A 26,797-nucleotide genomic window follows, 5' to 3' on the forward strand; every position below is an offset into this window, starting at 1 on the left:
CAGAGAGGGATCATGGAAACTTTCCGTGTCAGGGATGCCGGCACGTGGCAATCAGCGTCGTTTTGTCTGCTGCTCTTCGCCGCAGCATTCACCCTCCTCTCGATCCTAACCCATAATTCAACCCAGATTGCACTATCTCCAAACGCACTCCTCCCCATTTTCGGGGGCGGTCTTCTCATCGGTCTGATTTTATGGTATATCATGCCCCGGACGTCGCTGGTACGGGCGGATCTCTTCGTCCTCGTAACCGCAACCCTCTTCGTCATCCAGTCGTTGAGCAATATGATCGAAGCGTACTTCTTCACCTCCTCCTTCTCATCGCCGGGAGTCTTCGCCTGGGGGATCGGGGTAAAACTGGTGCTGGCCTGCGGGGAGGCGGGGGCGGCGGTGCTCCTGTTCACACCACAGGAGAGCCGGCTCTCCCTTATTCCCGGCCTGAGGGAGTATCTCTCCCACCGGAGCACCAGGTCGTGGGCCTGGCGGATGATCGCCGGATCGGTCCTCTATCTTCCCGTTTACTTCCTCTTTGGAGCACTCATCAGTTCCTTTGTGATCCCGTTCTATACCGATCCCACGCTGGGGCTCACGATCCCGTCCATCTCGCTCATCATCCCCCTCGAACTGATCAGAGGGTTCCTGTACATGTGCGTGCTGATGCCGTGGTTTGCCATGCTGAAGATCCCGCGACGATCGATGATGGCCTTACTCGCGCTGATCCTCTATATCCCCGGAGCGCTGATCCCCCTGCTGACGGTCTCCAGCCTTCCCCCCCAGATCATTCCGTTTCATCTGGTGGAGATCCTCTGTGACACCATCGGGTATGGGATACTTCTCACGCTGGCACTGTACACACCCCAGTCTGTCACGATACCGGCACATTCCCCCGATGCCGGTATCGACGGATAACTGCTCCACACCCCCATTTTTTCAGGTCCAGCCGGTGTGACGTGTCCCGGAACCACACTGGGTAGAGAAAAACGATACAAATATGCGAGGAACCCGGACCTTCTATTCCCCTGCCATATCGGCGAGTGCGATCACCGTCTTCCAGTTCCTCGTGGTGGCGGCGATACCCAGGGTCTTCTCGAAGAAGGTGGTGGTGAACGTCGTCCTCCCATACCCGTCAGGGCAGAAGAGATAGACCTCGCGCCCGACGATCACGTACCGGTCCGGGCCGGCCTCCCCGCTCATGCTCTCCCGCACCGCTTCTGGAGGAAGGTCCGAAAGAAACGTCACATGGAGTCTGTCGACGCTCATCCCCTCCCTGACAAGCGGGTTATCGACGACGATGCGCAGGAGTTCCCCAGAGGACCGCAGGATCACCTGCACTGGAAAACCTAATTTCTCAAAGATAATCTCCTCGATCAGAAGTGACAGATGGGCCGGATTCTCATCCAGGGATTCGAAGATCACATTCCCGCTCTGGAGATGGGTCCTCACGGCACCGAAGCCGAGGGACCGGCAGAGTTCCACCAGGTCTCCCATCCTGACCTGCTTATGCCCTCCGACATTGATCCCCCGGAGGAGGGCGATGAAGACCGTCATGGGTCCATCTCGCAGACCGTCTCCTTCGCCGGCTCCACGTCGTGGCTCTCCCCCGGTTTGGCGTTCAGATACTGCCCACCCCATTCCAGCATGGCCTCGATGATCGGCAGGAGTGCCGTCCCCCGTTCAGTCAACGAGTACTCGACCCGCGGCGGCACCTCGGGATAGACCCGTCGATCGATGATCATGAACCCTTCGAGGTCGCGGAGGTGCCTGGTGATGGTCTTGGAGTTGATCCCGCACATCCGGTTCTGGAGCTCGGTGAACCTCAGTTTTTTTGTCCGCAGGTGCCAGATGATGAAGAGGTTCCACTTGCTCCCGATGATATCCACAATGTTTTCAAGGTTGCATTTCTGGGCTTTTTCACATTTCATGCTAATTTATCCAATACTTTATTTTTGGAAATAATGTTACAAAAACACTTCTGGTGCATATAATAAAGTATACGCGAATAAGAATCTGGTTGAATCTCCATGAACACAATAACCATCGATCCTGAATCCTGCACCAGGTGCGGGATCTGCTCCGAGATCTGCCCGATGGGGATCATCGACCCGGCAGACGAGAAGACCTTTCCCATGGTTCAGGATGCAAAATCCGGCCTGTGTGTTCAGTGCGGCCACTGTGAGATAGGCTGCCCGTCGCAGGCTCTCCTGGTGAATACCCCTCCAGGTGAAAAGATCCCCCTGCCCGTCGGTGCCGGTACCATCTCCCCCGAAGAGATAGAGTTCTACCTCAAAAAGCGCCGGTCCGTACGGCGCTTCACCAGCGATCTCGTTCCAAAAGAGAAGATCCTCGAAATCCTCGATATCGCCCGGTACGCCGCATCAGGAGGCAACGGGCAGCCGGTGCAGTGGATCGTCGTGCACGACCCAACGAAGGTGAAGAAGATCGCCGAGCTGACCATCGAGTGGATGAAGATCCTCGTGAATTCCAGCCATCCGATGGCTGGCTACATTCCCCATCTCATCGCAACGTGGGAGAACGGTTCGGACCCGATCTGCCAGGGGGCCCCGCACCTGCTCTTCGCCCATATTCCGGATGGTAACCCGGTCGCATCCGTCGATGCCATCATCGCCCTCACCCATGTCGATGTCGCTGCGCCGGCATTCGGGATCGGAACCTGCTGGGCCGGCTTTGTTTCGATGGCGACAGCTTCCTACGAACCCCTCCAGCAGGAACTCGGCATCCCCGCTGGACGGAAGAGCGCCTATGCAATGATGTTCGGCTACCCGCTGAACAGGGTCTACGGGATCCCCCGCCGAAAACCCCTTGAGGTTTCATGGCGCTAATCCCCCTGAAAGGATTTATGGATACAGATGATTGGTTGAACGCATGACAGATTATGCACTGATCGGACGAGAGAAACTGCGTGAGATCGACGGGGAGGCCGGTGTCAGGGTCGAAGAGACCATGAAGAAGATCTGCCCGGACCTTGCACGCTACATTGTCGAGTACTCGTTCGGGGAGATCTATGCCCGGGAGATCCTCGACAACAGGACGAAAGAACAGGCGGTCGTGGCCGCCCTGACCGCCATGGGGACGGCTGCCCCCCAGTTGAAGGTCCACATCCACGCTGCACTCCATGTCGGCTGCACCCCTGAAGAGATCCGCGAGGTCATCATCCAGATGAACGGATACGCGGGTTTCCCGGCGACGTTGAACGCCGTGGGGACGCTCATGGAGGTTCTCAAAGAGACCAGGCAGACCCTCTCGAAGGAGTCGGTGCATGCCGGCACCGAAGGAAGGTACGAGCGGGGGAAGGAGATGCTCGCACAGATCGCACCCGCCCAGGAGCAGGTGCTTCGGGAGACCTTCGACCCGATAAACCCGGATATCACCAAATATGTCATCGAGTTCGCGTACGGGGACATCTACGCCCGGGGGATCCTCCCGATCCGGAACCGGCAGGCCGCGACGATCGCCGCCCTCGCTGCAATGGGGACGGCCCCCTCCCAGCTCAAATTCCACATCAGCGGCGGACTCCGGGCCGGCCTCTCCGAGGCGGAGATCGTCGAGATCATGCTGCTCGTCTCCATCTACGCGGGTTTCCCGGCAGCCCTGAACGGCATCCTCGCCACTCACGAGGTCGCAAAGATGCTCCAGGAGGATCTATGATCGCGAGGAGAGGTGCATGAAAACCCTGTTCGACAGAACCCGGATCGGGCCCCTCACGCTCCAGAACCGGTTCATCCGTTCGGCCACCTGGGAAGGGATGGCCGACGGTTCCGGACACCTGACCGATCGGCTGGTGGAGGTCTACCGGAACCTCGCCAGGGGCGGGGTGGGGCTGATCATCACGAGCGCCACCCTCATGACCGGGGACGCGACCGGGCTGCCCGGGATGCTTGCAATCTCTGACGATTCGTTCATCCCGGAATACCAGGACCTGACCGCCAAGATCCATGGCGAGGGGGGCCAGGTCGTCATGCAGCTCTCCTTTACCGGCAGGAACGGAGAGAGGTGGTCCCCGGCCGTTCCCTCGCAGGAAGAGATTCATCGGATCGTACAGACCTATGGAGAGTGCGCCGTTCGGGCCCGGAAGGCCGGGTTCGACGGGGTCCAGGTGCACGCCGGCCACGGGTTCTTCCTCAGCCAGTTTCTCGATAAAAGGAAGAACACCCGCGCGGACAACTACGCCGGCACGCCGGAGAACCGTGCCCGGATCATCCTTGAGGTCTACGATGAGATCCGTTCCCGGGTCGGGAAGGACTTTGCGATCCTCATCAAGATCAACTGCTCCGATTTTCTGGAGGATGACGGAGTCTTTGCAGCATGCCGGTACGCCTGCACCCACCTGGCCAAACAGGGGATCGATGCGATCGAGGTCACCGGCGGAACCGGCGGAGCGGTTCCCGGTCTCGAAGAGACCGGGTTTGAAGAGTCGGTCTTTCGGACCTATGCCGAAACGATCGCAGCCGAGACCACCGCCCCGGTCATCCTGGTCGGGGTGAACCGGACGCCGGCGGTGATGGACCGTCTGCTGAATACGACAGAGATTCAGTATTTCTCCCTCTCTCGCCCCCTGCTCAGGCAGCCCGACCTCGTGAACCTCTGGAAGAGCACACCCGAATCAGCATCGGCATGCACGTCCTGCAACCAGTGCCGGCAGCCCGGGGGAAATATCTGTCCCTTCGCCTGATCAGAGAACTGATCGATTGAAAAAAGATTGAAAGATGAGTGTGTTATCATGAAAGTACTTGCCATCAATGGAAGCCCGAGAAAGAAGTGGAATACCGCGACCCTCCTTCAGAACGCCCTCGACGGGGCGGTGTCAGTGGGAGCGGAGACAGAACTGGTCCATCTCTATGACCTGGATTTCAAGGGATGCACCAGTTGTTTCGCCTGCAAACTAAAGGGCGGGAAGAGTTATGGAAAGTGTGCAATTCAGGACGAGTTGACGTCGATCCTTGAACAGATCCAGAACGTGGACGCCCTGATCCTCGGCTCCCCCATCTACTTCGGCACGGTCACCGGGGAGATGCGGAGTTTTATGGAGCGGCTGTTCTTCCCGTACCTCACGTACACCATACCTCAGGCGTCCCTCTTTCCGAGGAAGATCTCGACCGCGTTCATCTACACGATGAATGTCTCCGAAGAGGGGATGAAGGAATATCACTACACCGTGCATACCGGCCTGAACGAGAGCGTCATGAACCGGATGTTCGGTCACGCCGAATCCCTCTTCTCCTTCGAGACGCTCCAGTTCGAGGACTACTCCAAGGTGGTCTTCAACTACTTCGACCCGGAGGAGCGGAAGGAACGGCGGAGGACCGTCTTCCCACTGGACTGCAAACGGGCATTCGACCTCGGAGTACGGTTCGGCAAGGCAGGAGGGAGATGATGGACGTCTTCGAAGCGATACACCGGCGGAGGGCCGTCCGCCGATACTCCCCCGACCGGGTCGGTAGAGAGGATATCCACACCATCCTCGATGCCGCCAACTGGGCTCCCTCGGCCATGAACCGTCAGCAGTGGGAGTTCCTGGTAGTGACCGGAACAAAGATACGCGAGATGGGAGCGTCGTACCGGGCCATTATTGAAGAGTACACAAAGAACTGGGACCCTTCGCCGCTGCGGGGGTCTCTCTCCCGCGAGGAGTTCATCCGTTTCGCCGGATCGTACGGTGGTGCGCCGGCGGTGATCGTCGTCCTCACCGATGCATCTGATAACCCGGATCTCTATAAGGCGAACCTTGAGAGTGCGAGTGCCGCGATGGAGAACCTGCTTCTCGCCGCAACAGCGCTCGGGCTCGGTACCTGCTGGATGACCGGACCCCTCCGGGATGAAAAGGCGCTCCGGGAAATCCTCACAATCCCCGACGACAGGGAGATCGTGGCTGTCACACCGCTGGGGTATCCAGAGGGGACGCCCAACGACCAGCCGCGCCTCGACCAGGGCATGGAACGGAAGATACGGTGGGTGGAGTGAAAGGTACCCTAATCCAGAAGCCGGCGTGCATGAGGTAGCCGGCCCGGAGAAGATCCGGCAGTCTGTGCAGTTCAGGACGATCTGCAGTAGATTCACCGGTTGGTATTGATACAGGTGTCCGATGGGCTGATCGTTGCTCTGCCCATCACATAGCCGAAGATCGTACCGGACATCTATCACCGGTCAGGTTTTCAGTTCCATCCAGATCTTTTGATTTGCCAGTATTTTAAGATCGAAGATACTTCTAACGACTTTACAAAATTGGCGAACTGCTGATTTTGAAGAAGCGGCCGTGAATGGAAGCAGTCGTGTTTAAATCGATACCTATTACAGGATTCAGATCCTATACCGCAACTATTCCACTCAAATCATAACATATCAGGAATCTTCAATTAACGATATTGTTGTGATCTATTAGAGTGAGGAGATGCCATGCCATTTCAGGATTTGAATATGACAGATTCAGGATCCGAGTCCACCAAAAACAAGATCTCCATCCTCTATGTTGATGACGAGCAGGATCTCCTCACGGTAACCAAGTTCTTCCTAGAGCGTGCAGGTGAGTTCAGGGTCGACACCATGACATCGGCCCAGGAAGCACTGAACTCCCCTCTTATTCAATCATACGACGTCATCATCTCTGATTATCAGATGCCGGGGATGGATGGGATCGCTTTTTTAAAAGCCGTCAGGGAACGGTTCGGCACCATTGCCTTCATTCTTTTCACCGGGCGAGGTCGTGAAGAGGTTGTCATCGATGCGATCAACAACGGAGCCGATTTCTATCTCCAGAAAGGCGGAGAGCCAAAGAGTCAGTTTGCCGAGCTCACCCATCAAATCCGCCGAGCTGTCCAGCAGAGAAGGGCTGAAATCAGTATCCGGGATCTTGAACGCAGAGAAGCCGATATCATCGACTTCCTGCCGGATGCAACCTTTGCAATCGACCGATTTGGGACAATTATCGCATGGAACCGTGCCATGGAAGAGATGACCGGTGTACCGACCAGGGATATACTGGGAAAGGGAGATTATGAGTACTCAATCCCGTTCTACGGGCAACGGCAGCCGAGCCTGATCGATCTGATCAATGAAGCGAATGATGTCATTACTAAAAAATATGCACAGATCACCCAACAGAAGGATACCCTGATCGCCGATTCAACAATAACCATGCCGACCGGAAAGACAATCTCATTCATTGGAAAAGCCAGCCCGCTCTACAATCAGCAGGGAGAGGTCGTTGGTGCAATCGAAACCATCCGGGACATCACCGAGTTAAAATCGGCGGAAGAGAGTCTGCGTGAAAGTGAAGGACGGTTCTCCGCATTCATGGAGCACCTGCCAGTAACGGCGTTCATCAAAGATGATCAATCCACCAACCTCTTTGTCAACAGACGTATGGTGGAGGTCTTTGGCGAGCAGGAATGGATTGGAACCTCCGTCTATAACCAGTTTCCAAAGGAAGCGGCAGAAAAGATGGTCGAAGACGATCATCAGACACTCAGGGATGGCTATCGAAGAACCATTGAAACCCTTCAGGGAAGAGATGGCACCAAAAAAATTTATGAGACCTATAAATTCCGGATCGATCGTGAGAAAAAACCACCGCTGATCGGTGGTTTCGCAGTGGATATCACCGACCAGAAACAAGTTGAAGATGCTCTCCGCGAGAGCGAAGAACGATATCGAAATGTTGTCGAAGACCAGACCGAATTTATCTCGCGGTTTTTACCTGACGGGACGCATGTCTTTGTGAACGAGGCATATTGCGGGTATTTCGGAATGAAACGTGACGAGATCCTCGGGCACCGATTCCGGCCAAATATCCCCATCGAAGACCAGGAGCCCGTGAAACAGTTCTTTGAATCCTTAACACCAGACCACCCCGCCGATTCCATTGAACATCGGATCATCATGCCGGATGGCACCATACGATGGCACCGATGGAACGACCATGCGATCTTCGATCCTTCTGGAACGATCGTCGAATATCAGTCAGTGGGCCAGGACATTACCGAACAGAGACAAAAGGAGCAAGTACTGTATGAAAACGAACAACACCTGAATTCCATCTATAATACTGTCGAAGACGTCATCTATCAACTGACCGTCGAACCTGGTGGGCAGTACCGTTTTACTTCCGTTAACGCGGCTTTTAGCAGAATAACCGGAATTCCCACTGAGGAAATTTTCGGCAAGACAGTGAACGAGATCATCCCCGAACCGTCTCTCTCCATGGTTCTGGAAAAATACAGACAGGCCATCGATGAAAAGACCCTCGTTCACTGGGAGGAGATCTCAGTCTACCCCAATGGACAGCTGACCGGAGAAGTCAGCATCGCTCCCATCTTTGATACGGAAGGAAACTGTACACACCTCATCGGATCGGTGCATGACATCACCGAGCGCAAACGGATAGAACACACACTGCGAGAGAGCGAGGAAAAGTTCCGCTCTCTTGCTGAGAGCAGCCCGGATTATATCATGCGGTATGACCAGAAGTGTCGCCATACCTACATGAACCCCGCGGCACTCCTCGCATCAGGACTTACAAAAGAACAGATTATTGGCAAAACACACCGCGAAAGCGGATATGACGATGACCTGAGCAAGTTCTGGGAAGAGAGAATAACCGGGGTCTTTGAGACCAGGAAACCGTTCCAGACCCAGTTCGCATGGGACAGTGTCGACGGACGAGTAGTTCTTGACTGGATGCTGACCCCGGAATTCTCTGATGACGGAACGGTTCGATCGGTACTGGGCGTATCACGGGATATTACGCAATTAAAACTGATAGAAGAGGAACTTTTAAGGAAAAACGAAGAACTTTACGCTTCCTATGAGCAGATCGCCGCATCAGAAGAGGAACTACGGTCCAATTTAGAGGAACTGAGACGACAGGAGATGGCGCTGCGGGAGAGCGAAGAGCGCTACCGGAAGATCTTCGAGAACAGCCCGCTTGGCATGGTCCTTGCCACGCCGGATTTTCGATTTATTTCTGTCAACCCCACTTGGGTAACCATGACCGGCTATAGTGAAGAGGAATTGATTCACCTCTCATTTACGGATATCACGCATCCGGATAATCTCGCCGGCGACCTGGAACATATGAAGGACCTTGCTGCGGGAACAATTCCGGTATATGGTACGGAAAAACGGTATATCAGAAAAGACGGCAGCATCCTCTGGGGATTACTCAGGGTGACGGCGATCCGTGATCACCAGGGTTCGCTCAGTTATTTCGCAGGTCAGATAGAGGATATCACCGAGCGCAAACTGGCTGATGATGCACTGCTGGAGAGCGAGGAGAAGTATCACAATCTCTATCGTAATTCCACCCTCGGTATCTTCCATTCCACCATGGAAGGAAAATTTATCGATGTCAACCCTGCTATGGCAAGGATGCTGGGGTATACCGATCCGGAAGAGGTGGTAACTGCTATCACCAGTATTGCCGATCAGGTCTATGTTGAACGACCAATGTACGACAGTGTCGTACAGGGCATGCTGGAGGGAGGAGGAATCATCAACAGAGAGAACCACTATCGTCGGAGAGACGGTACCCAGTGGTATGGAAATCTGAATCTGCGTATTGTTCCTGATCAACAGGGCAAACCACACCATTACGAAGGGTTCGTAGAGGATATCACTGAACGCAAACTGGCTGAAGAAACGCTTCGTACTAGCAAAGATCAGTATGATACTATGGTCTCACATATACCCGTGGGCATCTACATCCTGCGTGGTACACCAGAGGGATCCTGCTCGTTCGACTTTGTCAGCCCTAAACTGGCAGAGATGTTCAACGTGAGTGCCGAAAATTTTCTGGCAGATCAGAAGATGGGGTTCGAACCGATACACCTCGATGATTTAAGATCTCTCCTCAAATTAAGTTATGAAAAATATTATCAGAAGCGATTTCAACAACCGCAACTCTTCGAATGGGATGGACGGACTCTCGTCGGGGGGGAGGTAAAGTGGATTCATATTGAATCATCACCCGTGCTGCAGGAAAATGGAGATGTCTTATGGAATGGCATCGTGACCGACATCACCGAGCGCAGGCGGGCAGAGGAAGGTCTTCGCCGGGCAAACAGAAAACTCACCCTTCTGTCAGGTATCACGCGTCATGACCTGAAAAATCAGATCCTCTCTTTAAATGGATATCTTGAAATTTCAAAAGAATATATCGATGACGCCGCAAAGATGTCGGAATACCTCACGAAGGAAGAGGAGATTACAAAAAAAATTGAAGGCCAGATCGCCTTCACCGAAGAATACGAGGCGATTGGCGTCAATGCTCCCACATGGCAGGACTGTCGCACTCTTGTCGAGATCGCGTCACAACAAGCTTCGCTTGGAAATATCACAGTCAAAAATGATATTCCCTCAAAAATAGACGTCTTTGCCGATCCGTTAATTATCAAGGTCTTTTACAACTTGATGGATAATGCAGTCAGGCATGGTGGGACAATTACGACCATACGGTTCTCTGCGCAGGAATCTGGTGCTGATCTTCGTGTCATCTGCGAGGATGACGGCATTGGCATCCTAGCAGGGGTAAAGGAGAAGATCTTCGATCACGGGGTGGGGAAGAACACAGGACTCGGACTCTTTCTCACCCGCGAGATCCTGTCCATCACCGATATCATCATCCAGGAGAACGGAGAGCCGGGGAAAGGAGCACGCTTCGAGATCACAGTGCCGAAAAAGGGATGGACCGGCTTCCTATCCCACAATGGGGTGGAGTGAGGTACAGAGAAAGGTCGCGATCGCCATGGGCGCATCTTCAAGGATGGATCGTGCGATTGCAGAACTCCTTACAGAGAACAGTGTCAGGGTGGGACTGGTTCGGGGAGAGACAGGAAGGAGGTAGCCGCGTCATTGCTAGGTTCCAGGGTCAATTCCCACCGGTTTTAGAGAGATCCGAAAGAGGAAGGGATACCAGCAGCAGCATGCTGGTCTCAATCCGTCCTCCCCAACAGTCCGGGTTGGTCTGGTACCGGAAAAAATACTTAGGTATATAATGTTGTGAGGGGTATATGCTGTCAATGGCAACTACTGCGTACATGATCAGACATTTCGGCGTGATCAGTGTTGGAAAATTCAGTGCAGTCTTCGGACTGATATGGGGCTTTCTCATGGGCATCCCTCTGGCCGCCGGGCTGGGAGGGATGGGATCCGTGATGAACGCTCAGGCACTCGGGATCGGAACAGGTATTGTTGGGCTGGTCCTCATGATCATCATAGGAGGGGTTGGCGGATTCATCGGTGGTGCGATCATGGCGATCGTGTACAACCTCGTGCTCGGGGCGACCGGTGGCATCGAGATGGACATTGAAGTGAAGCCATAAAAATCAGTCACCTTTTTTAGAAGAGCAGCATGATTGAGAGCACCGACACATACGAGAAACGCTGGCTGGTTCGTTGATATTTCATCACCTCACCATGACGGCCCGGTCAATGATGTCGTAAAAATGAGATTGATTCTCTAGGATCACTCCTTTCTATACTTCAATCCGGCCGAGAAGGCCCGCTCGACCTGACTTCCCACACCGAAGTAGGTGCCCGGACCATATACAATCGGGTTGACCTTCGTGATATCCGGTTTTCCGTCCGTCAGACAGGCTTTGTCGGCATGGATCTCCACAACCTCGCCGATGTACAGCCGGTGGCTCCCCAAGTCGACCGACTGAAAGACCCGGCATTCGATGTTGACCGGGCACTCCCCAGCCAGGGGCGCGGTCTCCAGTTTCCCGTAGAACGATGTGAAGACCCCTGACTTATCCTCCTTCGCACCGGAGACGAGACCGCAGTGATCGGTCTCGACCGCCTGGTGTACCGACGGTATGTTCAGGCTGAAAGTTCCGTTCTCCTCGATCCCCTGTGCGGTATACCGTTCCTTATTGATAGCAACGCAGACCATCGGCGGCGCCATGCAGGCAACGGTGGCCCATGCAGCGGCCATGTAGTTCGGTGTACCCTTGACGTTAGCACCCACAAGCAGAGTGGGCATGACACCCATGTACGGCATCGGGCCGAGTGTGATCTTTTCCATGGTTTCTCTCCGGGATCAGATATGCAGGGAGAGATTTAAGGATTTCTCTGCAGGGAGAGGGGCTCCGGCAGCCTATCGATCCGATCGCCGCTCATGGTTGGGAAATGTCACCGTCGGTCTGCGGGTGACGAACGAGGCGTCCAAGTTCTTCACCATCCGCATAGCCATCTCTGCAGGAATTCCCAGAGCCATCATCTCAGGGGGAAGGGATCTGTTCAGGGTCGGTTCCTGCGGACCCATGAACGCGGTATCGGGCGGCGTATTCTCTGCAAGGCCGGCCGGAAACGTGATATAGGTCGAACAGGCGGATCCCCAGGGGGCGATGACCGGTGAGAACGGGTCGTCCCGGTCGAAGTGCACGAGCGCCCCCATGTTTCGGATCTGCTCGCCGATGCCAAAGCAGCAGAGGGACCTGACAACAGGTTCGTCGTCCGGAAGGGCTTCGCATGCCTGCACGACAAGTACGTGCCCGGCGGATGGATCGGCCCCACGGCTGCCGTGCAGCGCTCGACCAGTTCTGGGCCGGCCTTCAGGTACTCGGCTGCCCCGCCGCGAACGTCGCTTCTGCCGGTCGACACAAAATACCGGATCTCATCAGGCTCAGGAATGTATCCCACATGGGAGAGACCGCTGGGACAGCAGCCCTCACCGGTGTCGGCACTGACATAGATCGCCGAGACCCCGTTGCCCATCGCCATCCGATGGAGGGAGACGGCAAGACACCGGTTCACCTCGGCCAGCCGGGGGATGCCCGCCGGCAGGAATTCCGACCCGTACACTGCGAGGGGGCGTGTCGAGAGCCTGAATGCTGCCTTCAACCTCGCCCCAACCTCTTTGAAATTGATCTCCGTCGTGATCACCACACCTCATACCTCTCCAACGAGCCCCCTCCAGATCGGGCCGTCGAAGACGCCGTCCTCTGCCTCTTCCTCCATCTCCATAAAGAGAGAGAAGGGGACGGCAAACGTGAACATATGCTCAGGCAGGGCTGCTCCCACATTCGCCCGTGCCGCAAGATCCGTATACCCGAGGACTGCCCGCGGGTGCTCCATCTTCGCCTCATCGTACACAAACGCCCCGATCTGCTGGCAGGCGGCCATGGGCGGAACCCTAACGGGATCGGTGCCCTCACGGATCGCGCCGACCAGCGTGACGAGCCCGGCGATCTGCAACGGGTTGGCGACAAAGATCACGACGACCGGGCGCTCACCGGGTTTCACCTGACTTAAGGGGGTGACGATCACGTATCGCTCGGCGATATCCGTGATCGGCAGGTCCCTGGTCATGAACCGCTCCGCCTTCTCTGTACTCGAATGCAGGCGTTCACCCCGAATGAATTTAGCCTGCTCCTTTTTGGGGACATGCTGTACGATCGCACAGTAAGCATCCGGATCTCTGCTGCTCTCTGCACCTTTCACAAAGAAGGCGGCCATGAACGCGGTGCCGGCGCCACTGAAGGCGTCGTAGTATCCGTTGCCAAAACCGAGGCCGGCACGGGCACCGGGGCATCCACAGGTGTCCCGGTCAAAGACGGCGGTCTTCCCCTTCGTCACGACCTGTGCAAAGAAAGGCATGATGCAGGTCTGGGCATGCGGTTTTATCTGCAATGCACCGTCCGGTTTTGTATCGCTCCAGAGAAGTGCGACGGGTTCGAAGTCAGGCCGGAGTCTCTCGGCAGTGATGCTCTTCATGTCGGGCCACCTGCTCAGGTCATCCAGCCCATCTGGACATACCAGTCGTATTCGTGGATGAACCGGTCCTTGTTGTATTTCACCAGCTGGCAGAAGTACTCCCTCCTCTGCAGGTGAATCTCATCCTGTTCGGGGTAGACGTGTTCACCCCGGATCGACTGGGCCAGTCGCTTTCCTAGTGCACGGGCTTCCTCTTCGCCCCTACCAAGAGCTGCCGGATCCCTGCCGATCGCAACGCCCACTCCTCCGACCGCCGTCGTGCCGAGCGTTGTGAGGACTCTGTTCATATACCCCACAACCTCCTGCTCGCCACTCCCCCCGGCCGTGCAGACCGAACACCCGAACTTTCCGGTCAGCATCTGGCAGTGGATGGCATCCGCCATCCGATCGAAGAGGGCTTTCATCGGTGCGGGCACGGAATCGATATAATTGGGAGCACCGAGCACAATCCCGTCGGCGTTCATCATCCGGTCGAAGATATCCGGGAAATCGTCGAGCAGGGGGCACTCCCCGGTCGCATAGCAGGTGCCGCAGGCCGTGCAGTATTCGATCCGCACCGTGTAAATGTCGACAAGTTCGGTCTTTGCCCCTTCGTCCTCTGCACCCGCCAGAACGGCTTTCACCAGTTTAAGCGTATTGCTATCCTTTCCCCTGGGACTTGCGATCAATCCGATTACTTTCATGTGAAGTCTCCTAATGTATGGAAATCGGAGAAGCACCATGATAAGAGTATTGATCCGGAGTCGGGGCCGGAAAGGATCACGCCTCCCAGGAGTCTTCATCACCCAGAGGCCCGGCATCGGCAAACCGACAATCCGACCGGACTTCATGGATCTCCTGCCTGGTCCGACCGAACCATCCGGTCTTCTCGTCGGGGAAGGCGTCGAATGATGACACGTAGGGCTTGATGTCGAGGAGAGGCGTCCCGTCGAGGATATCGACGTCCTCGATCAGCAGCCGGCAGTCGTCGACCCCGACGAGTCTGACGACGGAGAGGCCGATCGGATTCGGCCGGCGCGGTGCCCGGGTGGCGAAGACCCCGTGCTCGCAGGTGTCGAGGAACGGGACCACCCGCAGCCGGTATCCCTCGGAGCGGTGGAAAGCGTAGAGCAGGATGATCCGCGAGAACTCGTGAAGATCGACGAGCCCGCCGGCGAAGGCAGGGTCGACCTCGACCTCCCCGCGCACTCCCCGGGCCCCGCCGGGTTGGATCGGCATCCCGACCGGGTCGTTGAAGGGGGACCAGATCACGCCGATCGGGCGGAAAATGATTGGATCAAGATTCATAATCCTCTCCCTCCAGATTGGGGGAAATATCTTTCGACGAGGTCGGAAAAAAGGATATCAGATCGATTTCTCCCATCCCTGTCCCATGTCCACGATAGGCCGGACCTCGACGACCTCGAAGGTCGCGAGCGTATGGATCATATCCGCCGCATCCTTCCCGACCGCTGCGGCGATATTCTGCTTGTAGGTGTCGAGCACCGGGCCCGATGTCGCCAGGTCCTTCGCCTTCAGGTAGACCCGGACCCCCTTCCAGTCCATGAGAGCCTTCCCGGGTTCCAGGATCATATAGACCGCGTTCGGGTTCTCATGGAGATTTGCGAGCGTGCGATTCGAGCCGGTTCCGAGGACCACGGTCTTCTCATCGGTCATCTGCGGAGAGCCCATCACCGCGACATCGACCTTTCCGTCCTTTCCAGACGTGCTGATCGTTCCGATCCTCGGCTGCTTGTTGAAATAGTCCACCAGTTTTGACGACATGAAATTACCTCTTTTGTGTAGCATCAGGCGCTTGTTTCCTTTAAAGGTTATGGATTCCCGGGCCTGCTCGCCGGTCGAACCGGATATACCTCACGCCAGCCGGTCGAGCACCAGCGAACCGAGCCGGACCATCCCCTCGAGCACCTCGTCGGCCGGCCCACCATGCTCCTCAGGCATCACCCCGACGACCCCCAGGGCACGGCCCGATACGACCAGCGGGAGGTACCGACCATGACCGGCGGGGAGGGTCTCCATCCCCTGCCCGGCCGGCCTCCGGTTCTCGTATACCCAGGCCGCGATCGCCTCCTCCTTCTCGTCGAGCGGATACGTCGGGTCCCCAGCCGTCCGGGCCAGTTCCCCGCCCTTCGGGATCAGCACGGTCACCGGCCCCCCGGTGACCTGGTGGAGATGGTCGACGAGCCGTTCGAAGACCTCCTGCCGGGTCGTCGCCACGTCGAGGTCCTTCGAGAGGCCGGACATAGCCGCGACCGTCGCCTCGCTCTCGCGGATCTGCGGGAGCAGGTACCGGAGCCGGCTGGCGAGGTTGCTGATCACCAGGGCGACGACCAGGTAACCGATGAACGAGATGAAGTACTGCCAGTCCGAGATGGCGATCGTGTAGTACGGCGGGACGAAGAGGATATCGAAGAGCAGGATGCTGACGGCGACCGCGAAGACCGACGCTGCTCTCCCCAGGAAGAGCGCAGCGATCACGACCGGGATCAACTGGATGATCAACAGGTTCGACGGACTGAGCGTGTCCCGGAGCGTGACGTTCACCGCCGCCACCCCCCCGATCAGAACCAGGGCGATACCGGCATCGGGGATCGAAGGGATGGGGAGCTGTCGACGGATCGGAATCCGTGTACGCTCGATGGGATCGACCAGATGCAGCGCAATCCCCTGGGTATGCCGCATCACCCGGTAGACCGGCGAGAGGAAGAGTCCGAGCCCCCGGGGCTTGCCGAGCAGGATGGTGGTCACGTTGTTCCGCTTCGCATGCCGGATGATCTCGCCGGCCACGTCCTCGGCCCGGTACCGGACGACCCGGCCGCCGAGCCGCCGGGCCGTCTCCAGGGCCTCGCGGAGGTGTGCCTGATCCTTCACCGGGGCCCCGAGGTCGTCCTCGGTCTCGACCGAGAGGACGATCCATTCAGCCTGGAGCCGGCTGGCCACCCGGTACCCGGCCCTGACCATCTGGTCGGCGTACGGCCCGGTCCTGACCCCGACCAGCACCCGCTCTGCAGCCGGCCAGGGTCCGGCGATCGCCTGCGAGTGCATCAGCCCGACCAGTTCCCGATCCGTGGACCCGGCGACGAACCGGAGGGCCAGCTGCCGGAGCGCGATCAGGTTAGCCGGCGTGAAGAAACGGGCGACCGCCAGGGCGGCCATGTCCTGAATATAGACCTTGCCGGCGTGCAGCCGCTCGACGAGCTGGTCAGGCGGCAGATCGATCAGCCGGAGATCGCCGGCCAGTTCAAGGAACGTATCGGGAACCGTCTCGTGGACCTGGATGCCGGTGATCCGGGCGACCGCGTCGTGTTCGCTCTCGATGTGCTGGATATTCACGGTCGTGCAGACCGAGATCCCGGCCCGGAGGAGTTCTTCGATCTCCTGATACCGCTTCGTATGCCGCTGGCCGGGCGCCATGGTGTGGGCCAGCTCGTCGACGAGGACCACGGCCGGGTTCCGGGCGAGCACCGCATCGAGGTCCATCTCATTGAGGTGTATGCCCAAATAGTCCACGACCTTCGGCTGGACCGCCTCCAGCCTCGCGGCGAGCGCATCGGTCTCGGGCCGGCCGTGGGTCTCCACGTAGCCGATCACAACGTCGGTCCCTGCGGTGCGCCAGCCGAGGGCGTCGGCGAGCATCGTATAGGTCTTGCCGACGCCGGACGCGTACCCGAGGTAGACGGTCAGTTTCCCTTCGGTCCTGCGCCGGTCGTCCTCCCGGGCCAGGGAGAGCAGGTCGTCCGGCAACGGACGACCGTCATCCCCGGTCATCGCCCATCGAGCGCCTGATTGAGGGTGTTCACATTCACATACTCCGGATGGAACGGCATCAGGTCGGTGACCCTGTGAGCGATGACGAGGGCCCGGATCTCATCGACAGAACTGTTCCGGGCCGCTGCAACGGCCGGGGCCTGGACCAGGGCAGCCTCGACCGAGAGGTCGGGGTCCAGCCCGCTCGCCGAGGCCATCACGAGCTCGGCCGGGATCGGGCCGGTCACCCCGGCGTCACGAAGACTCGCGATCGAGGTGTTCACCTGGTCGAGGAAGACGGGGTTCGTCGGCCCGAGATTCGATCCCCCCGACGCCGACGCGTTGTAGGAGACGGCCGAGGGGCGAGGCTGGAAGTAGCGCGGGTCGGTCACCGGCCGTGCGATCAGTTCAGAGCCCGAGACCGAACCGTTTACGTCGTACATCAACGAGCCGTGCGCCTGCACAGGGAAGACGACACCCGCAATGCCGGTCATGGCGAGCGGGTAGAGGAGACCGAGCACGAGCAGGCAACCGCCGAAGAGGACGACGGCAGCCCGGAGCGAAGCACGGAGGGTCATAGGTGAAGCCCTCCTGCGATGAGCAGATCGATCAGTTTGATCCCGATGAACGGTGCGATCACGCCGCCGCCTCCATAGATGATCAGGTTCGACAGAAAGAGCCGGTCAGCCGGGATCGGCCTGAACCGAACCCCTTTCAGGGCGAGCGGGATCAGCATTGGAATGATGAGCGCGTTGAAGATCACCGCAGAGAGGACGGCCGAGTAGGGCGTCGAGAGGTGCATGATATTCAGGGCTGCGAGCGCAGGATAGATCCCGACCAGGGCGGCCGGGATGATCGCGAAGTACTTGGCGATATCGTTCGCAATCGAGAAGGTCGTGAGGGCCCCACGGGTCATCAGGATCTGCTTCCCGATCTCCACGATCTCCAGCAGTTTTGTCGGGTCCGAGTCGAGGTCGATGATGTTCGCGGCCTCGCGGGCCGGCTGAGTTCCGTTGTTCATGGCGACCGCTACATCGGCCTGCGCCAGAGCCGGGGCGTCGTTCGTCCCGTCCCCGGTCATCGCGACCATGTATCCCTCGGCCTGCCGGTCGCGGATCAACCGGAGTTTGTCCTCTGGCTTCGCCTCGGCGAGGAAATCGTCGACACCGGCCTCGGCCGCGATCGCGGCAGCGGTGAGATGGTTGTCACCGGTGATCATCATGGTCTGGATTCCGATCCGCCGGAGATCCTCAAACCGTTCGCGGATGCCGGGCTTCAGAATATCCTTCAGGTGGACTACACCTAGAATCGTCAGGTCGCGGGAGACGACGAGCGGGGTTCCACCCGAGGAAGCGATGCCGGCGACCTTGGCGTCGAGGTCGGCGGGGACGGTTCCCCGGGCCGCCGCGACCTCGCGGACGATCGTATCGGGAGCCCCTTTCCGGTATTTGACTCCCCTGCAGTCGACACCGCTCTGCCGGGTCTGTGCCGAGAACGGGATGAAGACCGCGTCGGCAGGGCAGGTGAGGTCACCGGCTCCGCTCTCACGGGCGAGGTCGATGATCGAACGCCCTTCCGGGGTCTCGTCTGCGAACGAGGCGAGCAGCGACGCCTCGACGAGGGCCGCGTGTGTCTGACCGTTCACCGGGACGAACGCGACCGCCTGTCGGTTGCCGAGCGTGATCGTGCCGGTCTTGTCGAGCAGGAGGACGTTCACATCCCCGGCTGCCTCGATGGCCCGGCCAGATAAGGCGATCACGTTCCGCTGGAAGAGTCGGTCCATCCCTGCAATCCCAATCGCCGGGAGGAGGGCCGCTATCGTGGTCGGAGCCAGACAGACGAAGAGGGCGATGAGCACGGTCAGACTGACCGCTGCACCCTGGCCGCTCACGGAGGCACTGTAGGCCGAGACCGGGTAGAGGTTCGCAACCACGGCCAGGAAGACCCCGGTCAGGGCGAAGAGGAGGACGTCGAGCGCGATTTCGTTCGGAGTCTTGCGCCGTTCCGCCCCTTCGATCATCGCGATCATCCGGTCGAGGAAGGTCTGGCCTGGAGCGGCCGTGATCCGGACCACAGCCTCGTTCGCGAGGACGGTCGTCCCGCCGGTCACTGCCGACCGGTCACCGCCCGATTCACGGACGACCGGAGCCGATTCGCCGGTGATGGCAGCCTCGTTGACGAGCACCGCACCGGTGACGACCTCACCGTCAGACGGGATCTGGTCGCCCTGTCGGACCAGCACATGATCGCCCAGCGCCAGGGAGGTCGAGGGGACCTCGTCGAACGGCGCAGTGAGCGAGGGGCTGGAGAGCCGGCGGGCGGTGACGTCGGTCCGCGATTCGCGGAGTGAAGCGGCACGTGCCTTGCCCCGTCCCTCGGAGAGCGACTCGGCGATGTTCGAGAAGAAGACCGTCAGCCAGAGCCAGAGGGAGACGAGCCCCGAGAAGAGCGGGGGCTCGCTGCTGGATGAGGCCAGGGAGGCGAAGAAGGCAAGGGTGGTGAGGATGCCGCCGATCTCGACGGCGAACATTACCGGGTTCTCCTTCTGTTGCCTGGGGTCGAGTTTCTTCATCGCGTCGACGAGGGCCTCGCGGATCATGGCTTTGTCAAAGGCCTGAACGGTCTCGACGTGTTTGCGGGTCATAAGACCATCCCTCCCACCATCTGGAGATGTTCGGCGATCGGGCCCATGGCAAAGATCGGGAAGAAGGTGAGTGCACCAACGATCAGGACCACAAGGACGAGCCAGATGGCAAATGGTACAGTATGCGTCGGCAGGGTGCCAAAGGATGGAGGAACCGTCTTTTTGGCCGCGAGGGCGCCGGCGAGGGCAAGGATCGCGATGATCGGCACGAACCGGCCGAGCGCCATGGCCAGGCTTCCAGTGAGGGTGTAGAAGAGCGTCGTTGCATTCAGTCCGGCAAAGGCCGAACCGTTGTTGTTCGCCATCGAGGCGAAAGCGTAGACGATCTCAGAGAGACCATGGGCGCCCGGGTTCAGGATCGAACTCGTGCCAGCCGGAAGGGAGAGCGCGATGCCGGAGAGGATCAGGGTGAGGATGCCGGCCGTGAGCACGGTCGCGACCGCCATCTTCATCTCAAAGGCTCCGATCTTCTTGCCGAGGTACTCGGGGGTCCGTCCGATCATCAGTCCTGCGACGAAGACGGCGATGACGACGAACGCGATCATCGTATAGAACCCGGAACCGACCCCGCCGAAGATGACCTCACTGAGAAGGATCAGCGCGAGGGGCACAAGACCACCGAGCGGAGTCAGGGAGTCGAACATCGTGTTGACCGCCCCTGTCGAGGTGGCCGTGGTCGCGGTCGAGAAGAGCGCGGTGCCACCGAGTCCAAACCTGACCTCCTTCCCCTCCATCGGGAAGCCCGAGGTTCCCGAAATGAGGGGGTTCCCGGAGAGCTCGGCCGTGTACAGGACCGCAAAGGCCCCGAGGAAGAGGGCGAGCATCACGGCGTAGAGGATGTACCCCTGCCGCCGGTCGCCGACTGCCTCACCGAACATGAACGGTAGCGCAGCCGGGATCAGAAGGATCAAAAAGATCTCGGCGAGGTTGGTGAACGGGTTCGGGTTCTCGAAGGGATGGGCGGAGTTCGCATTGAAGAATCCGCCGCCGTTGGTCCCGACCTCCTTGATCGCCTCCTGGGAGGCGACCGGACCCATCGCGATCGTCTGCAGACCATCGCTGGTCTGGACATAGGGATCGAGATTCTGGATCACACCCTGCGAAGCAAGGACGAGAGCGCCGATGATCGCGAGAGGCAGCAGAACGCCGAGGACACCGCGGGTGAGATCGACCCAGAAACAGCCGACCCGGTCGGTCTCACGCCGGGTGAGTCCCCGGATGAGCACGACGGTCACGGCGAGGCCGGTGGCGGCCGAGAGGAAGTTCTGGACTGCGAATCCGACCATCTGCGAGAGGTAACTCGCAGCGACTTCACCTGAATACGCCTGCCAGTTGGTGTTGGTCACGAACGAGATGGCGGTGTTCAGCGCAAGGTCCGGGGAGAAGCCCGAAACTCCGGCCGGGTTGAGCGGCAGGAAGCCCTGCAGAAGAAGCAGGACGAAGAGGAACGCCACCCCGATACCGTTGAAGATGAGGAGGTCGCGGGCATAGCCTCGCCAGGTCTCCTCGGCTGTCGGGTCAACCCCGAGGAGGCGGTAGACCGGAGCCTCAAGGGTTCGAATGATAGCCGGCGGCCTGTCTTGGAAGAAGAGCCGGGACATGTACTTTCCGAGAGGGAAAGCGACGGCGGTCAGGAGAAGCACGAAAACGATAATTCCCACCGCATCAAGGAGTGGATCAGGGTATGTCACCGAAGATCACCTGATTGCAGATGGGCCAGTTGTTGCTGACGAGAAATTCTCACCATAGACATTTTCACCTCGACGCCACGGGGGCGACGAACCGAACTAATCTAATACATATTCTGGAATGAGATGCTTGAATATCAACTTTTTCTATTTTAGATAGAATGTTTAATATGTAAGAACTTTTTTTATCATCCAGATACCCCCTTTCAACCCTCCAGAAGGGAGGTGAAAAATAAGAAATTTCCGACCTGCGCAGGCCCGGATCGATGGCTGCAGTGATGGTCATCTCGCCCTGTTAACGGTGTGAACCACGGTTGCAATCATACGATCAGGTTTATCACATCAGGGCTTCATCAGAACACCATGAACATAAACAATAAAATGAAAGCCATACTCTGTGTGAGTATTCTCCTCTTCGCGGTACTGATCAGTGGATGCACAACCACATCTCAGCAGAGCACTGCAGCGGTTGCCACTCCACCCAGCCTCCTTGGGAACTGGACCGGCACGATGAATGGGTACTCCAATGGGGAAGGGTACAATAACTGGACCGATTACACCATGACCATGAAGGTCACTGAACAGAGAGGCCGGATCTTTTCGGGAGAGTTCCTCTTCACGAATCAGAGCGGAATTTCGTCGACCAACAAATGTGCCGGAGTGATCGGCCGCGATGGAAAGACTCTTTCCATGGTCGAGGACGGGGGAGGAACTTCTTCCGGCTCCCTTGTCGCTCCGGATGAGATAGAACTCACCTACACGAATGGGGCAGAACCCTTCACCATCTCGATCGATTCGCTGAAGAAGGTCTGAGATTACCATTCCCCCCATCTTTTCGGAGGTGCGAACAATATTTTTGGCCGGAAGACCTGTGAAGGAGAGGCTGATGTGAATGCAATCATAAAGTAGTGAAACAAAAGATCATCCATTGTAATGGAAGAACGACCTGTGGTTACCATGACGATATCACCTCTCGAACGCTATCACGGATCACTCCTCGGTCTGGCAGTCGGCGATGCTCTGGGTGTCCCCCTTGAATTCATGTCCCCGGGAACGTTCAACCCGGTCCACGCCATGATCGGCGGAGGAATGTTCGGATTGAAACCCGGGGAATGGACCGACGACACCTCGATGGCCCTCTGCCTGGCCGAGAGCCTCATCCAGTGCAGTGGGTTCGACCTGAACGACCAGCTCGAACGGTACTGTGACTGGTACCGGAACGGACACCTGAGCAGCAATGGAAAAAATTTTGATATCGGGACGACGACCCTCTCCGCACTCCTCCATTTCGAGAAGACGGGGGAACCCAAATCCGGTCCCACCGATCCTCGTTCGGCGGGAAACGGGTCCCTGATGCGCCTGGCCCCGATCCCGCTGGCATATGCCGGCACGCCCTCCTGTGCGATCGAACTCTCCGGGGAGAACTCGAAGGCGACCCATCCCCTCGACCTGTGCGTCGACGCATGCCGCTATATGGGGGGGCTCATCGTCGGTGCCGTCCGGGGCACTTCAAAGGAGGAGTTACTCTCCTCGCAATTCTCACCTGTTGAAGGCTACTGGGACCTCCATCCGCTTGCACCGGAGATCTGCACCGTAGCCGACGGCTCTTTTTGGGAGAAGGAGCCGCCGGAGATTCGGGGGCGGGGTCATGTCGTCGACTCGCTCGAAGCGGCGTTGTGGGCCTTTGCCCGGACGGAATCCTTTGAAGAGGGGTGCCTCGCGGCGGTGAACCTCGGCGACGATGCGGATACGACCGGGGCGATATACGGGCAGCTCGCCGGCGCCTATTACGGAGTCACTGCGATTCCGGATGGTTGGAAGGAGACGATCGTGCAGCGGGAGACGATCGAGCAGTTTGCGAACGATCTCTTCCGGATCGCCGGACGTTTATAGGAGAGGTCGACCCTGGCGGGTTCCTGCAGAGAGGGGGTTTCTCTCTCCGGATACTCATGGTTGAGATCGACGACCGACCGGTCGATCGATCGCCCCCCACCCTTCCCGATCAAAAGATCTGGTTTTATCCCTCTCCGTGCTTCATCAGAACGATATGAACATGAAGATAACGATGAAAGCCCTGCTCTGTGTGAGTCTCCTGCTCCTCGGAGTGCTGATCGGCGGCTGTACAACCGTCCCTCAGGAGAGTAAGAACACGAGCACGACTGTAGTCACCGCTCCCAACCTGCTCGGGAACTGGACCGGTACGATCGATGGGTACATCGAAGGGGAGGGATACAATGCTTATTCCGGTGATACCATGACCATGAGGATCACTGAACAGAAAGGGCGGATCTTTTCGGGAGATTTTGTCTTCGCGAACCAGAGCGGAGTCTGGAAGACCACCACGGGTGCCGGGGAGATCGGCCGCGATGGAAAGACACTAACCCTGGTCCAGACCGGGGGAGGATATTCTTCCGGGACACTGGTCGCTCCGGATGAGATTGAATTCATCTACACGAACAGGAACGACCCCTTCGCCATCTCGATCGATTCGCTGAAGAAGATCTGAGAACATCTCCTTTTTTATCAGGAGACGGTAGCCACCCGGATAGGAGACCATCGCACCCGGATCGAACGGCACCGGCCGGATCGGTACTGACCGAACCATTATCAGCCCCGTCGAGAACGGATCGTATGATCTGTTCTTCACGTTTGAATCCCAACGATCTGATACTCAGGAGATAACGGTGGAGAACATGGAGAATATTCAAAAATTACCCCCCTCCGATGACACAATCGAGGATACTGAAGCACAGTGTCCGGAGTGTCACCGGGAAACGGATCGCCTCCCTTCAGATCATGACGTCGATCTTTTTGAAGACGCCTGCCAGGAGCATTACCCCCTGGATCATCACTTCTCCCTTGTCTGGGCCTCCCTCTCCTGGTCCGAGTGGGTCCCTTTCACCGCGGAGAAACACGAATTCCGGGAGATCCCAAAAGAGCCCGGCCTCTACCGGATACGGCCGGTCGGCAGTGATTTCCTCATGTACATCGGCGAGACCCGGAGAAGCGTGTACCAGCAGCTCAACGAACTCCGGTACACCCTCAAACGAACAGACCTGATGCCGTGGAGCGATCCCTATACGGTCGCCCCCTCCCTCTGGGCCTGGCGGGATGCGGAAGGATTCGAGTTCGAATGTTCCGGCGCCCCGCTCGATGCCTCCACGAACGGGAGGCGGGGGATGGAGCATCTCCTCCTGTACCGGTACCGGCAACAGCAGGGTGAATCCCCACTCTGCAACTTCGGCCGGTTCCACCCGCGGTACCGGAGGTCCACGAACCGGAAAGAGCATCTTCGCGGTGGGAGGCTGGAAGCCGGCCAGAAGGACAACCCGGCCGGCGGGAAAAGTTCTCCGCCGCTCTCTGCAGCAGGGAAACCCGGGGATGCTGACTGGATGGACCTCTCATGGAGTGACCGCGAGATGCTCGTGCCGGAGAAGATCCTGACCGTTCCTGCAGGCCCCGGGCTGTATCTCCTCTCCGATCCCGGTTCGCAGGAGATCGTCTCCATCGGCCAGTCCGGGAACTGTGCGAAGCGGTTGCTCGATCTCAGCGGAAAGTCGTGGGATGGAAAGGACCTGCAATTCTCGGTTCACGGCGTCGAGGAGTCGGTGCTTCCGCATCAACTCTGGGAACTGGAGAACGATCTCATCGGGAATTTTTTCGAGCAGAACCGGAGAGTGCCGGAGTACCAGTTCCAGGGCAGAACGGATTGAAGTTCGTATTCACGGAATTTTTATAAAAACGGGCAGGGAGGTCCTCAGCCAGGCAGTCGACAATGCACCGGACTCTCCCTTTGAATCCAGGCCGTTATGATCTCAATCCCATTACGCTTTTCTGCTGAAAATCTCCAGATGGTCTGAGGAGAACCTGTCTTCTTTGGGCTCTGTTGAAACCCTCTGGTACTATGATCCCACGATAAGACAAATATCTAATAAGAATCGTTGCTCCTTGAGTCAATGACAAATTCAACAACAAGGAGCAGAAATAATGTCAACGAACCGGTATATCAAACTTGTCAGATACATCTGTTCAGTACTTCGATCCTCCCATTTCCCTCTTTATTCCTGTAAATATTCTCGGAGAACGTATACTCAGCATCAGCTCATGGCGATCCTTCTCTTTCGTGAAGCCCTTGGTACTGACTATCGTGATGTAGTCGAACTCATCAATCTGATGGGCAGGATCAAAGACATCCTCAATTTTGACCAGGTTCCCCACTACTCGACCATCCATAAGTTCATGGCTCGAACTCCTTCTGCAGTACTCTCGATATTCCTGAATAAAACCCTCAAACTGTTTTATTCCTGGGGTGAAATTGTTCCAACAACTGCCATCGATTCTACGGGATTCACAAGTCCGTACGCCAGTCATTATTACTCCTGGCGTACAGGAAAGACCCGAAAAAACTTCCTGAAAACGTCGATTGCAGTAGATACATGTAAGCAGGTGATCCTCTTTTCCAAGATCTCGCTAAAACCAGTTCACGACACTAAACATGCTGAACCACTCCTCAGGCAGTGCCAGAGGACCAGAAAAACCGGGTGTTATGTGATGGATAAAGGGTACGATTCCGAGAAACTTCATCGACAGATCAGGGAAGAAATGGGTGCTGATTCGGTGATACCTGTCAGAACCTGGAAAGGAAAGATCTATTCGGGGAAATATAGACAAGAGATGTATAACAACTTCGATTCGAAACGCTATTACGAGAGAAACAAAGTTGAAACCGCATTTTCAGTCATTAAAAGAAGATTCGGAGAGGACCTCAAGGCACGAAAATATTGGTACCAGGTCAAGGAGATCAAGGTCAAAATGATCCTCCATAACCTCACGAAGGTGGTTCAATCAGTCGTGATTGTTATCATAGTTGAAGCATTTCAACAGAGCCCTTCTTTGATAAGGATCAGTCAGGTACCGAAAGGGAGATTTTTCTGTGTTTGACTCTTCCCGGAAAGATTGCCCGTCTCGCCCATGAACCCATTCATGCAAAACC

26 protein-coding genes are annotated in these 26,797 nt (G+C 57.4%); 14 read left to right on the forward strand and 12 right to left on the reverse strand.

Features of this window, described 5'->3' with window-relative positions; all coding sequences use genetic code 11:
* Positions 1–12 precede the first annotated feature (12 nt).
* A complete protein-coding gene (locus MPAL_RS12315; protein ID WP_012619064.1) occupies positions 13–906 on the forward strand; it encodes a hypothetical protein in 894 nt (297 codons plus the stop codon).
* A 102-nt stretch (positions 907–1,008) separates the two neighbouring features.
* On the opposite strand, the gene MPAL_RS12320 is transcribed toward MPAL_RS12315, so the two are convergent.
* On the reverse strand, positions 1,009–1,545 hold the full coding sequence (locus tag MPAL_RS12320) for a DUF1697 domain-containing protein (RefSeq protein ID WP_012619065.1): 537 nt from the start codon (positions 1,543–1,545) through the stop codon (positions 1,009–1,011).
* The gene (locus MPAL_RS12325; protein ID WP_012619066.1) at positions 1,542–1,919 is read right to left on the reverse strand and encodes a winged helix-turn-helix transcriptional regulator; all 378 of its coding nucleotides are present in this window, start codon (positions 1,917–1,919) and stop codon (positions 1,542–1,544) included. Before MPAL_RS12325 ends, MPAL_RS12320 begins: the two co-directional genes overlap by 4 nt.
* 99 nt (positions 1,920–2,018) lie before the next feature.
* Between MPAL_RS12325 and MPAL_RS12330 the strand changes: the two genes are divergently transcribed.
* The 7 genes from MPAL_RS12330 to MPAL_RS12360 all read left to right on the forward strand — a co-directional run bounded on the left by MPAL_RS12330 (position 2,019) and on the right by MPAL_RS12360 (position 11,330).
* Entirely contained in the window at positions 2,019–2,837 is an 819-nt protein-coding gene (locus tag MPAL_RS12330) for a nitroreductase family protein (protein ID WP_012619067.1), read from the forward strand.
* Between the two features lie 43 nt (positions 2,838–2,880).
* Positions 2,881–3,663, forward strand: coding sequence for a carboxymuconolactone decarboxylase family protein (locus tag MPAL_RS12335; protein WP_012619068.1), 783 nt, complete (start codon positions 2,881–2,883; stop codon positions 3,661–3,663).
* Positions 3,664–3,679: 16 nt separating this feature from the next.
* On the forward strand, positions 3,680–4,687 hold the full coding sequence (locus MPAL_RS12340; protein ID WP_012619069.1) for an NADH:flavin oxidoreductase: 1,008 nt from the start codon (positions 3,680–3,682) through the stop codon (positions 4,685–4,687).
* 48 nt (positions 4,688–4,735) lie between these two features.
* Positions 4,736–5,389, forward strand: a complete 654-nt coding sequence (locus MPAL_RS12345; RefSeq protein ID WP_012619070.1) for a flavodoxin family protein — start codon at positions 4,736–4,738, stop codon at positions 5,387–5,389.
* Complete coding sequence (locus MPAL_RS12350) at positions 5,386–5,976, forward strand: nitroreductase family protein (RefSeq protein ID WP_236610389.1); 591 nt, start codon at positions 5,386–5,388, stop codon at positions 5,974–5,976. Before MPAL_RS12345 ends, MPAL_RS12350 begins: the two co-directional genes overlap by 4 nt.
* A gap of 453 nt (positions 5,977–6,429) precedes the next feature.
* The gene (locus tag MPAL_RS14805; protein ID WP_052292278.1) at positions 6,430–10,728 is read left to right on the forward strand and encodes a hybrid sensor histidine kinase/response regulator; all 4,299 of its coding nucleotides are present in this window, start codon (positions 6,430–6,432) and stop codon (positions 10,726–10,728) included.
* Between the two features lie 299 nt (positions 10,729–11,027).
* The gene (locus tag MPAL_RS12360) at positions 11,028–11,330 is read left to right on the forward strand and encodes a hypothetical protein (protein ID WP_148208243.1); all 303 of its coding nucleotides are present in this window, start codon (positions 11,028–11,030) and stop codon (positions 11,328–11,330) included.
* Between the two features lie 143 nt (positions 11,331–11,473).
* Here MPAL_RS12360 and MPAL_RS12365 read toward each other — a convergent pair whose 3' ends face one another.
* Together MPAL_RS12365 and MPAL_RS17100 are read right to left on the reverse strand one after the other, a co-directional pair.
* Positions 11,474–12,034 (reverse strand): flavin reductase family protein, encoded by a 561-nt coding sequence (locus MPAL_RS12365; protein WP_012619074.1) that lies wholly within the window; start codon positions 12,032–12,034, stop codon positions 11,474–11,476.
* Between the two features lie 72 nt (positions 12,035–12,106).
* On the reverse strand, positions 12,107–12,490 hold the full coding sequence (locus MPAL_RS17100; protein ID WP_236610390.1) for a DUF169 domain-containing protein: 384 nt from the start codon (positions 12,488–12,490) through the stop codon (positions 12,107–12,109).
* On the opposite strand from MPAL_RS17100, the gene MPAL_RS17385 reads away from it, so the two are divergent.
* Positions 12,389–12,703, forward strand: a complete 315-nt coding sequence (locus tag MPAL_RS17385) for a hypothetical protein (RefSeq protein WP_330217454.1) — start codon at positions 12,389–12,391, stop codon at positions 12,701–12,703. The two genes, MPAL_RS17100 and MPAL_RS17385, sit on opposite strands and share 102 nt — an antisense overlap.
* A gap of 197 nt (positions 12,704–12,900) precedes the next feature.
* Here MPAL_RS17385 and MPAL_RS12375 read toward each other — a convergent pair whose 3' ends face one another.
* The 8 genes from MPAL_RS12375 to kdpA form a co-directional block, all read right to left on the reverse strand.
* Positions 12,901–13,725 (reverse strand): DUF169 domain-containing protein, encoded by an 825-nt coding sequence (locus tag MPAL_RS12375; RefSeq protein WP_012619075.1) that lies wholly within the window; start codon positions 13,723–13,725, stop codon positions 12,901–12,903.
* A gap of 14 nt (positions 13,726–13,739) precedes the next feature.
* A complete protein-coding gene (locus MPAL_RS12380; RefSeq protein ID WP_012619076.1) occupies positions 13,740–14,408 on the reverse strand; it encodes a flavodoxin family protein in 669 nt (222 codons plus the stop codon).
* Positions 14,409–14,484: 76 nt separating this feature from the next.
* Positions 14,485–15,012: a tRNA (N6-threonylcarbamoyladenosine(37)-N6)-methyltransferase TrmO gene (gene tsaA / locus MPAL_RS12385; protein WP_012619077.1), complete on the reverse strand. Its 528-nt coding sequence runs from the start codon at positions 15,010–15,012 to the stop codon at positions 14,485–14,487.
* 57 nt (positions 15,013–15,069) lie between these two features.
* The gene (locus MPAL_RS12390; RefSeq protein ID WP_012619078.1) at positions 15,070–15,489 is read right to left on the reverse strand and encodes a pyridoxamine 5'-phosphate oxidase family protein; all 420 of its coding nucleotides are present in this window, start codon (positions 15,487–15,489) and stop codon (positions 15,070–15,072) included.
* Positions 15,490–15,579: 90 nt separating this feature from the next.
* Complete coding sequence (locus MPAL_RS12395) at positions 15,580–17,493, reverse strand: DUF4118 domain-containing protein (RefSeq protein ID WP_012619079.1); 1,914 nt, start codon at positions 17,491–17,493, stop codon at positions 15,580–15,582.
* Positions 17,490–18,050: a potassium-transporting ATPase subunit KdpC gene (gene kdpC / locus MPAL_RS12400; RefSeq protein WP_012619080.1), complete on the reverse strand. Its 561-nt coding sequence runs from the start codon at positions 18,048–18,050 to the stop codon at positions 17,490–17,492. The genes MPAL_RS12395 and kdpC overlap by 4 nt, the downstream gene beginning before the upstream one ends.
* On the reverse strand, positions 18,047–20,116 hold the full coding sequence (gene kdpB / locus MPAL_RS12405; RefSeq protein WP_012619081.1) for a potassium-transporting ATPase subunit KdpB: 2,070 nt from the start codon (positions 20,114–20,116) through the stop codon (positions 18,047–18,049). Before kdpB ends, kdpC begins: the two co-directional genes overlap by 4 nt.
* Positions 20,113–21,777, reverse strand: coding sequence for a potassium-transporting ATPase subunit KdpA (gene kdpA / locus MPAL_RS12410; protein WP_236610391.1), 1,665 nt, complete (start codon positions 21,775–21,777; stop codon positions 20,113–20,115). The genes kdpB and kdpA overlap by 4 nt, the downstream gene beginning before the upstream one ends.
* A gap of 408 nt (positions 21,778–22,185) precedes the next feature.
* On the opposite strand from kdpA, the gene MPAL_RS12415 reads away from it, so the two are divergent.
* The 5 genes from MPAL_RS12415 to MPAL_RS12435 all read left to right on the forward strand — a co-directional run bounded on the left by MPAL_RS12415 (position 22,186) and on the right by MPAL_RS12435 (position 26,745).
* The gene (locus MPAL_RS12415) at positions 22,186–22,617 is read left to right on the forward strand and encodes a hypothetical protein (RefSeq protein WP_236610392.1); all 432 of its coding nucleotides are present in this window, start codon (positions 22,186–22,188) and stop codon (positions 22,615–22,617) included.
* Positions 22,618–22,761: 144 nt separating this feature from the next.
* The gene (locus MPAL_RS12420) at positions 22,762–23,697 is read left to right on the forward strand and encodes an ADP-ribosylglycohydrolase family protein (protein WP_012619084.1); all 936 of its coding nucleotides are present in this window, start codon (positions 22,762–22,764) and stop codon (positions 23,695–23,697) included.
* A gap of 154 nt (positions 23,698–23,851) precedes the next feature.
* Entirely contained in the window at positions 23,852–24,310 is a 459-nt protein-coding gene (locus MPAL_RS12425) for a hypothetical protein (protein WP_012619085.1), read from the forward strand.
* 187 nt (positions 24,311–24,497) lie between these two features.
* Entirely contained in the window at positions 24,498–25,517 is a 1,020-nt protein-coding gene (locus tag MPAL_RS12430; protein ID WP_012619086.1) for a hypothetical protein, read from the forward strand.
* Positions 25,518–25,791: 274 nt separating this feature from the next.
* Positions 25,792–26,745: an IS5-like element ISMepa1 family transposase gene (locus MPAL_RS12435; RefSeq protein ID WP_012619087.1), complete on the forward strand. Its 954-nt coding sequence runs from the start codon at positions 25,792–25,794 to the stop codon at positions 26,743–26,745.
* Positions 26,746–26,797 lie beyond the last annotated feature (52 nt).

The organism is Methanosphaerula palustris E1-9c (assembly GCF_000021965.1).
In the GTDB taxonomy this organism is placed as follows: domain Archaea; phylum Halobacteriota; class Methanomicrobia; order Methanomicrobiales; family Methanospirillaceae; genus Methanosphaerula; species Methanosphaerula palustris.

Coding starts and splice junctions, on each gene's coding strand:
- MPAL_RS12315 (WP_012619064.1), top strand. CDS start 13: ATGGAAACTTTCCGTGTCAGGGATGCCGGCACGTGGCAATCAGCGTCG.
- MPAL_RS12320 (WP_012619065.1), bottom strand. CDS start 1,545: ATGACGGTCTTCATCGCCCTCCTCCGGGGGATCAATGTCGGAGGGCAT.
- MPAL_RS12325 (WP_012619066.1), bottom strand. CDS start 1,919: ATGAAATGTGAAAAAGCCCAGAAATGCAACCTTGAAAACATTGTGGAT.
- MPAL_RS12330 (WP_012619067.1), top strand. CDS start 2,019: ATGAACACAATAACCATCGATCCTGAATCCTGCACCAGGTGCGGGATC.
- MPAL_RS12335 (WP_012619068.1), top strand. CDS start 2,881: ATGACAGATTATGCACTGATCGGACGAGAGAAACTGCGTGAGATCGAC.
- MPAL_RS12340 (WP_012619069.1), top strand. CDS start 3,680: ATGAAAACCCTGTTCGACAGAACCCGGATCGGGCCCCTCACGCTCCAG.
- MPAL_RS12345 (WP_012619070.1), top strand. CDS start 4,736: ATGAAAGTACTTGCCATCAATGGAAGCCCGAGAAAGAAGTGGAATACC.
- MPAL_RS12350 (WP_236610389.1), top strand. CDS start 5,386: ATGATGGACGTCTTCGAAGCGATACACCGGCGGAGGGCCGTCCGCCGA.
- MPAL_RS14805 (WP_052292278.1), top strand. CDS start 6,430: ATGACAGATTCAGGATCCGAGTCCACCAAAAACAAGATCTCCATCCTC.
- MPAL_RS12360 (WP_148208243.1), top strand. CDS start 11,028: ATGGCAACTACTGCGTACATGATCAGACATTTCGGCGTGATCAGTGTT.
- MPAL_RS12365 (WP_012619074.1), bottom strand. CDS start 12,034: ATGGAAAAGATCACACTCGGCCCGATGCCGTACATGGGTGTCATGCCC.
- MPAL_RS12375 (WP_012619075.1), bottom strand. CDS start 13,725: ATGAAGAGCATCACTGCCGAGAGACTCCGGCCTGACTTCGAACCCGTC.
- MPAL_RS12380 (WP_012619076.1), bottom strand. CDS start 14,408: ATGAAAGTAATCGGATTGATCGCAAGTCCCAGGGGAAAGGATAGCAAT.
- tsaA (WP_012619077.1), bottom strand. CDS start 15,012: ATGAATCTTGATCCAATCATTTTCCGCCCGATCGGCGTGATCTGGTCC.
- MPAL_RS12390 (WP_012619078.1), bottom strand. CDS start 15,489: ATGTCGTCAAAACTGGTGGACTATTTCAACAAGCAGCCGAGGATCGGA.
- MPAL_RS12395 (WP_012619079.1), bottom strand. CDS start 17,493: ATGACCGGGGATGACGGTCGTCCGTTGCCGGACGACCTGCTCTCCCTG.
- kdpC (WP_012619080.1), bottom strand. CDS start 18,050: ATGACCCTCCGTGCTTCGCTCCGGGCTGCCGTCGTCCTCTTCGGCGGT.
- kdpB (WP_012619081.1), bottom strand. CDS start 20,116: ATGACCCGCAAACACGTCGAGACCGTTCAGGCCTTTGACAAAGCCATG.
- MPAL_RS12415 (WP_236610392.1), top strand. CDS start 22,186: ATGAAAGCCATACTCTGTGTGAGTATTCTCCTCTTCGCGGTACTGATC.
- MPAL_RS12420 (WP_012619084.1), top strand. CDS start 22,762: ATGACGATATCACCTCTCGAACGCTATCACGGATCACTCCTCGGTCTG.
- MPAL_RS12425 (WP_012619085.1), top strand. CDS start 23,852: ATGAACATGAAGATAACGATGAAAGCCCTGCTCTGTGTGAGTCTCCTG.
- MPAL_RS12430 (WP_012619086.1), top strand. CDS start 24,498: ATGGAGAATATTCAAAAATTACCCCCCTCCGATGACACAATCGAGGAT.
- MPAL_RS12435 (WP_012619087.1), top strand. CDS start 25,792: ATGTCAACGAACCGGTATATCAAACTTGTCAGATACATCTGTTCAGTA.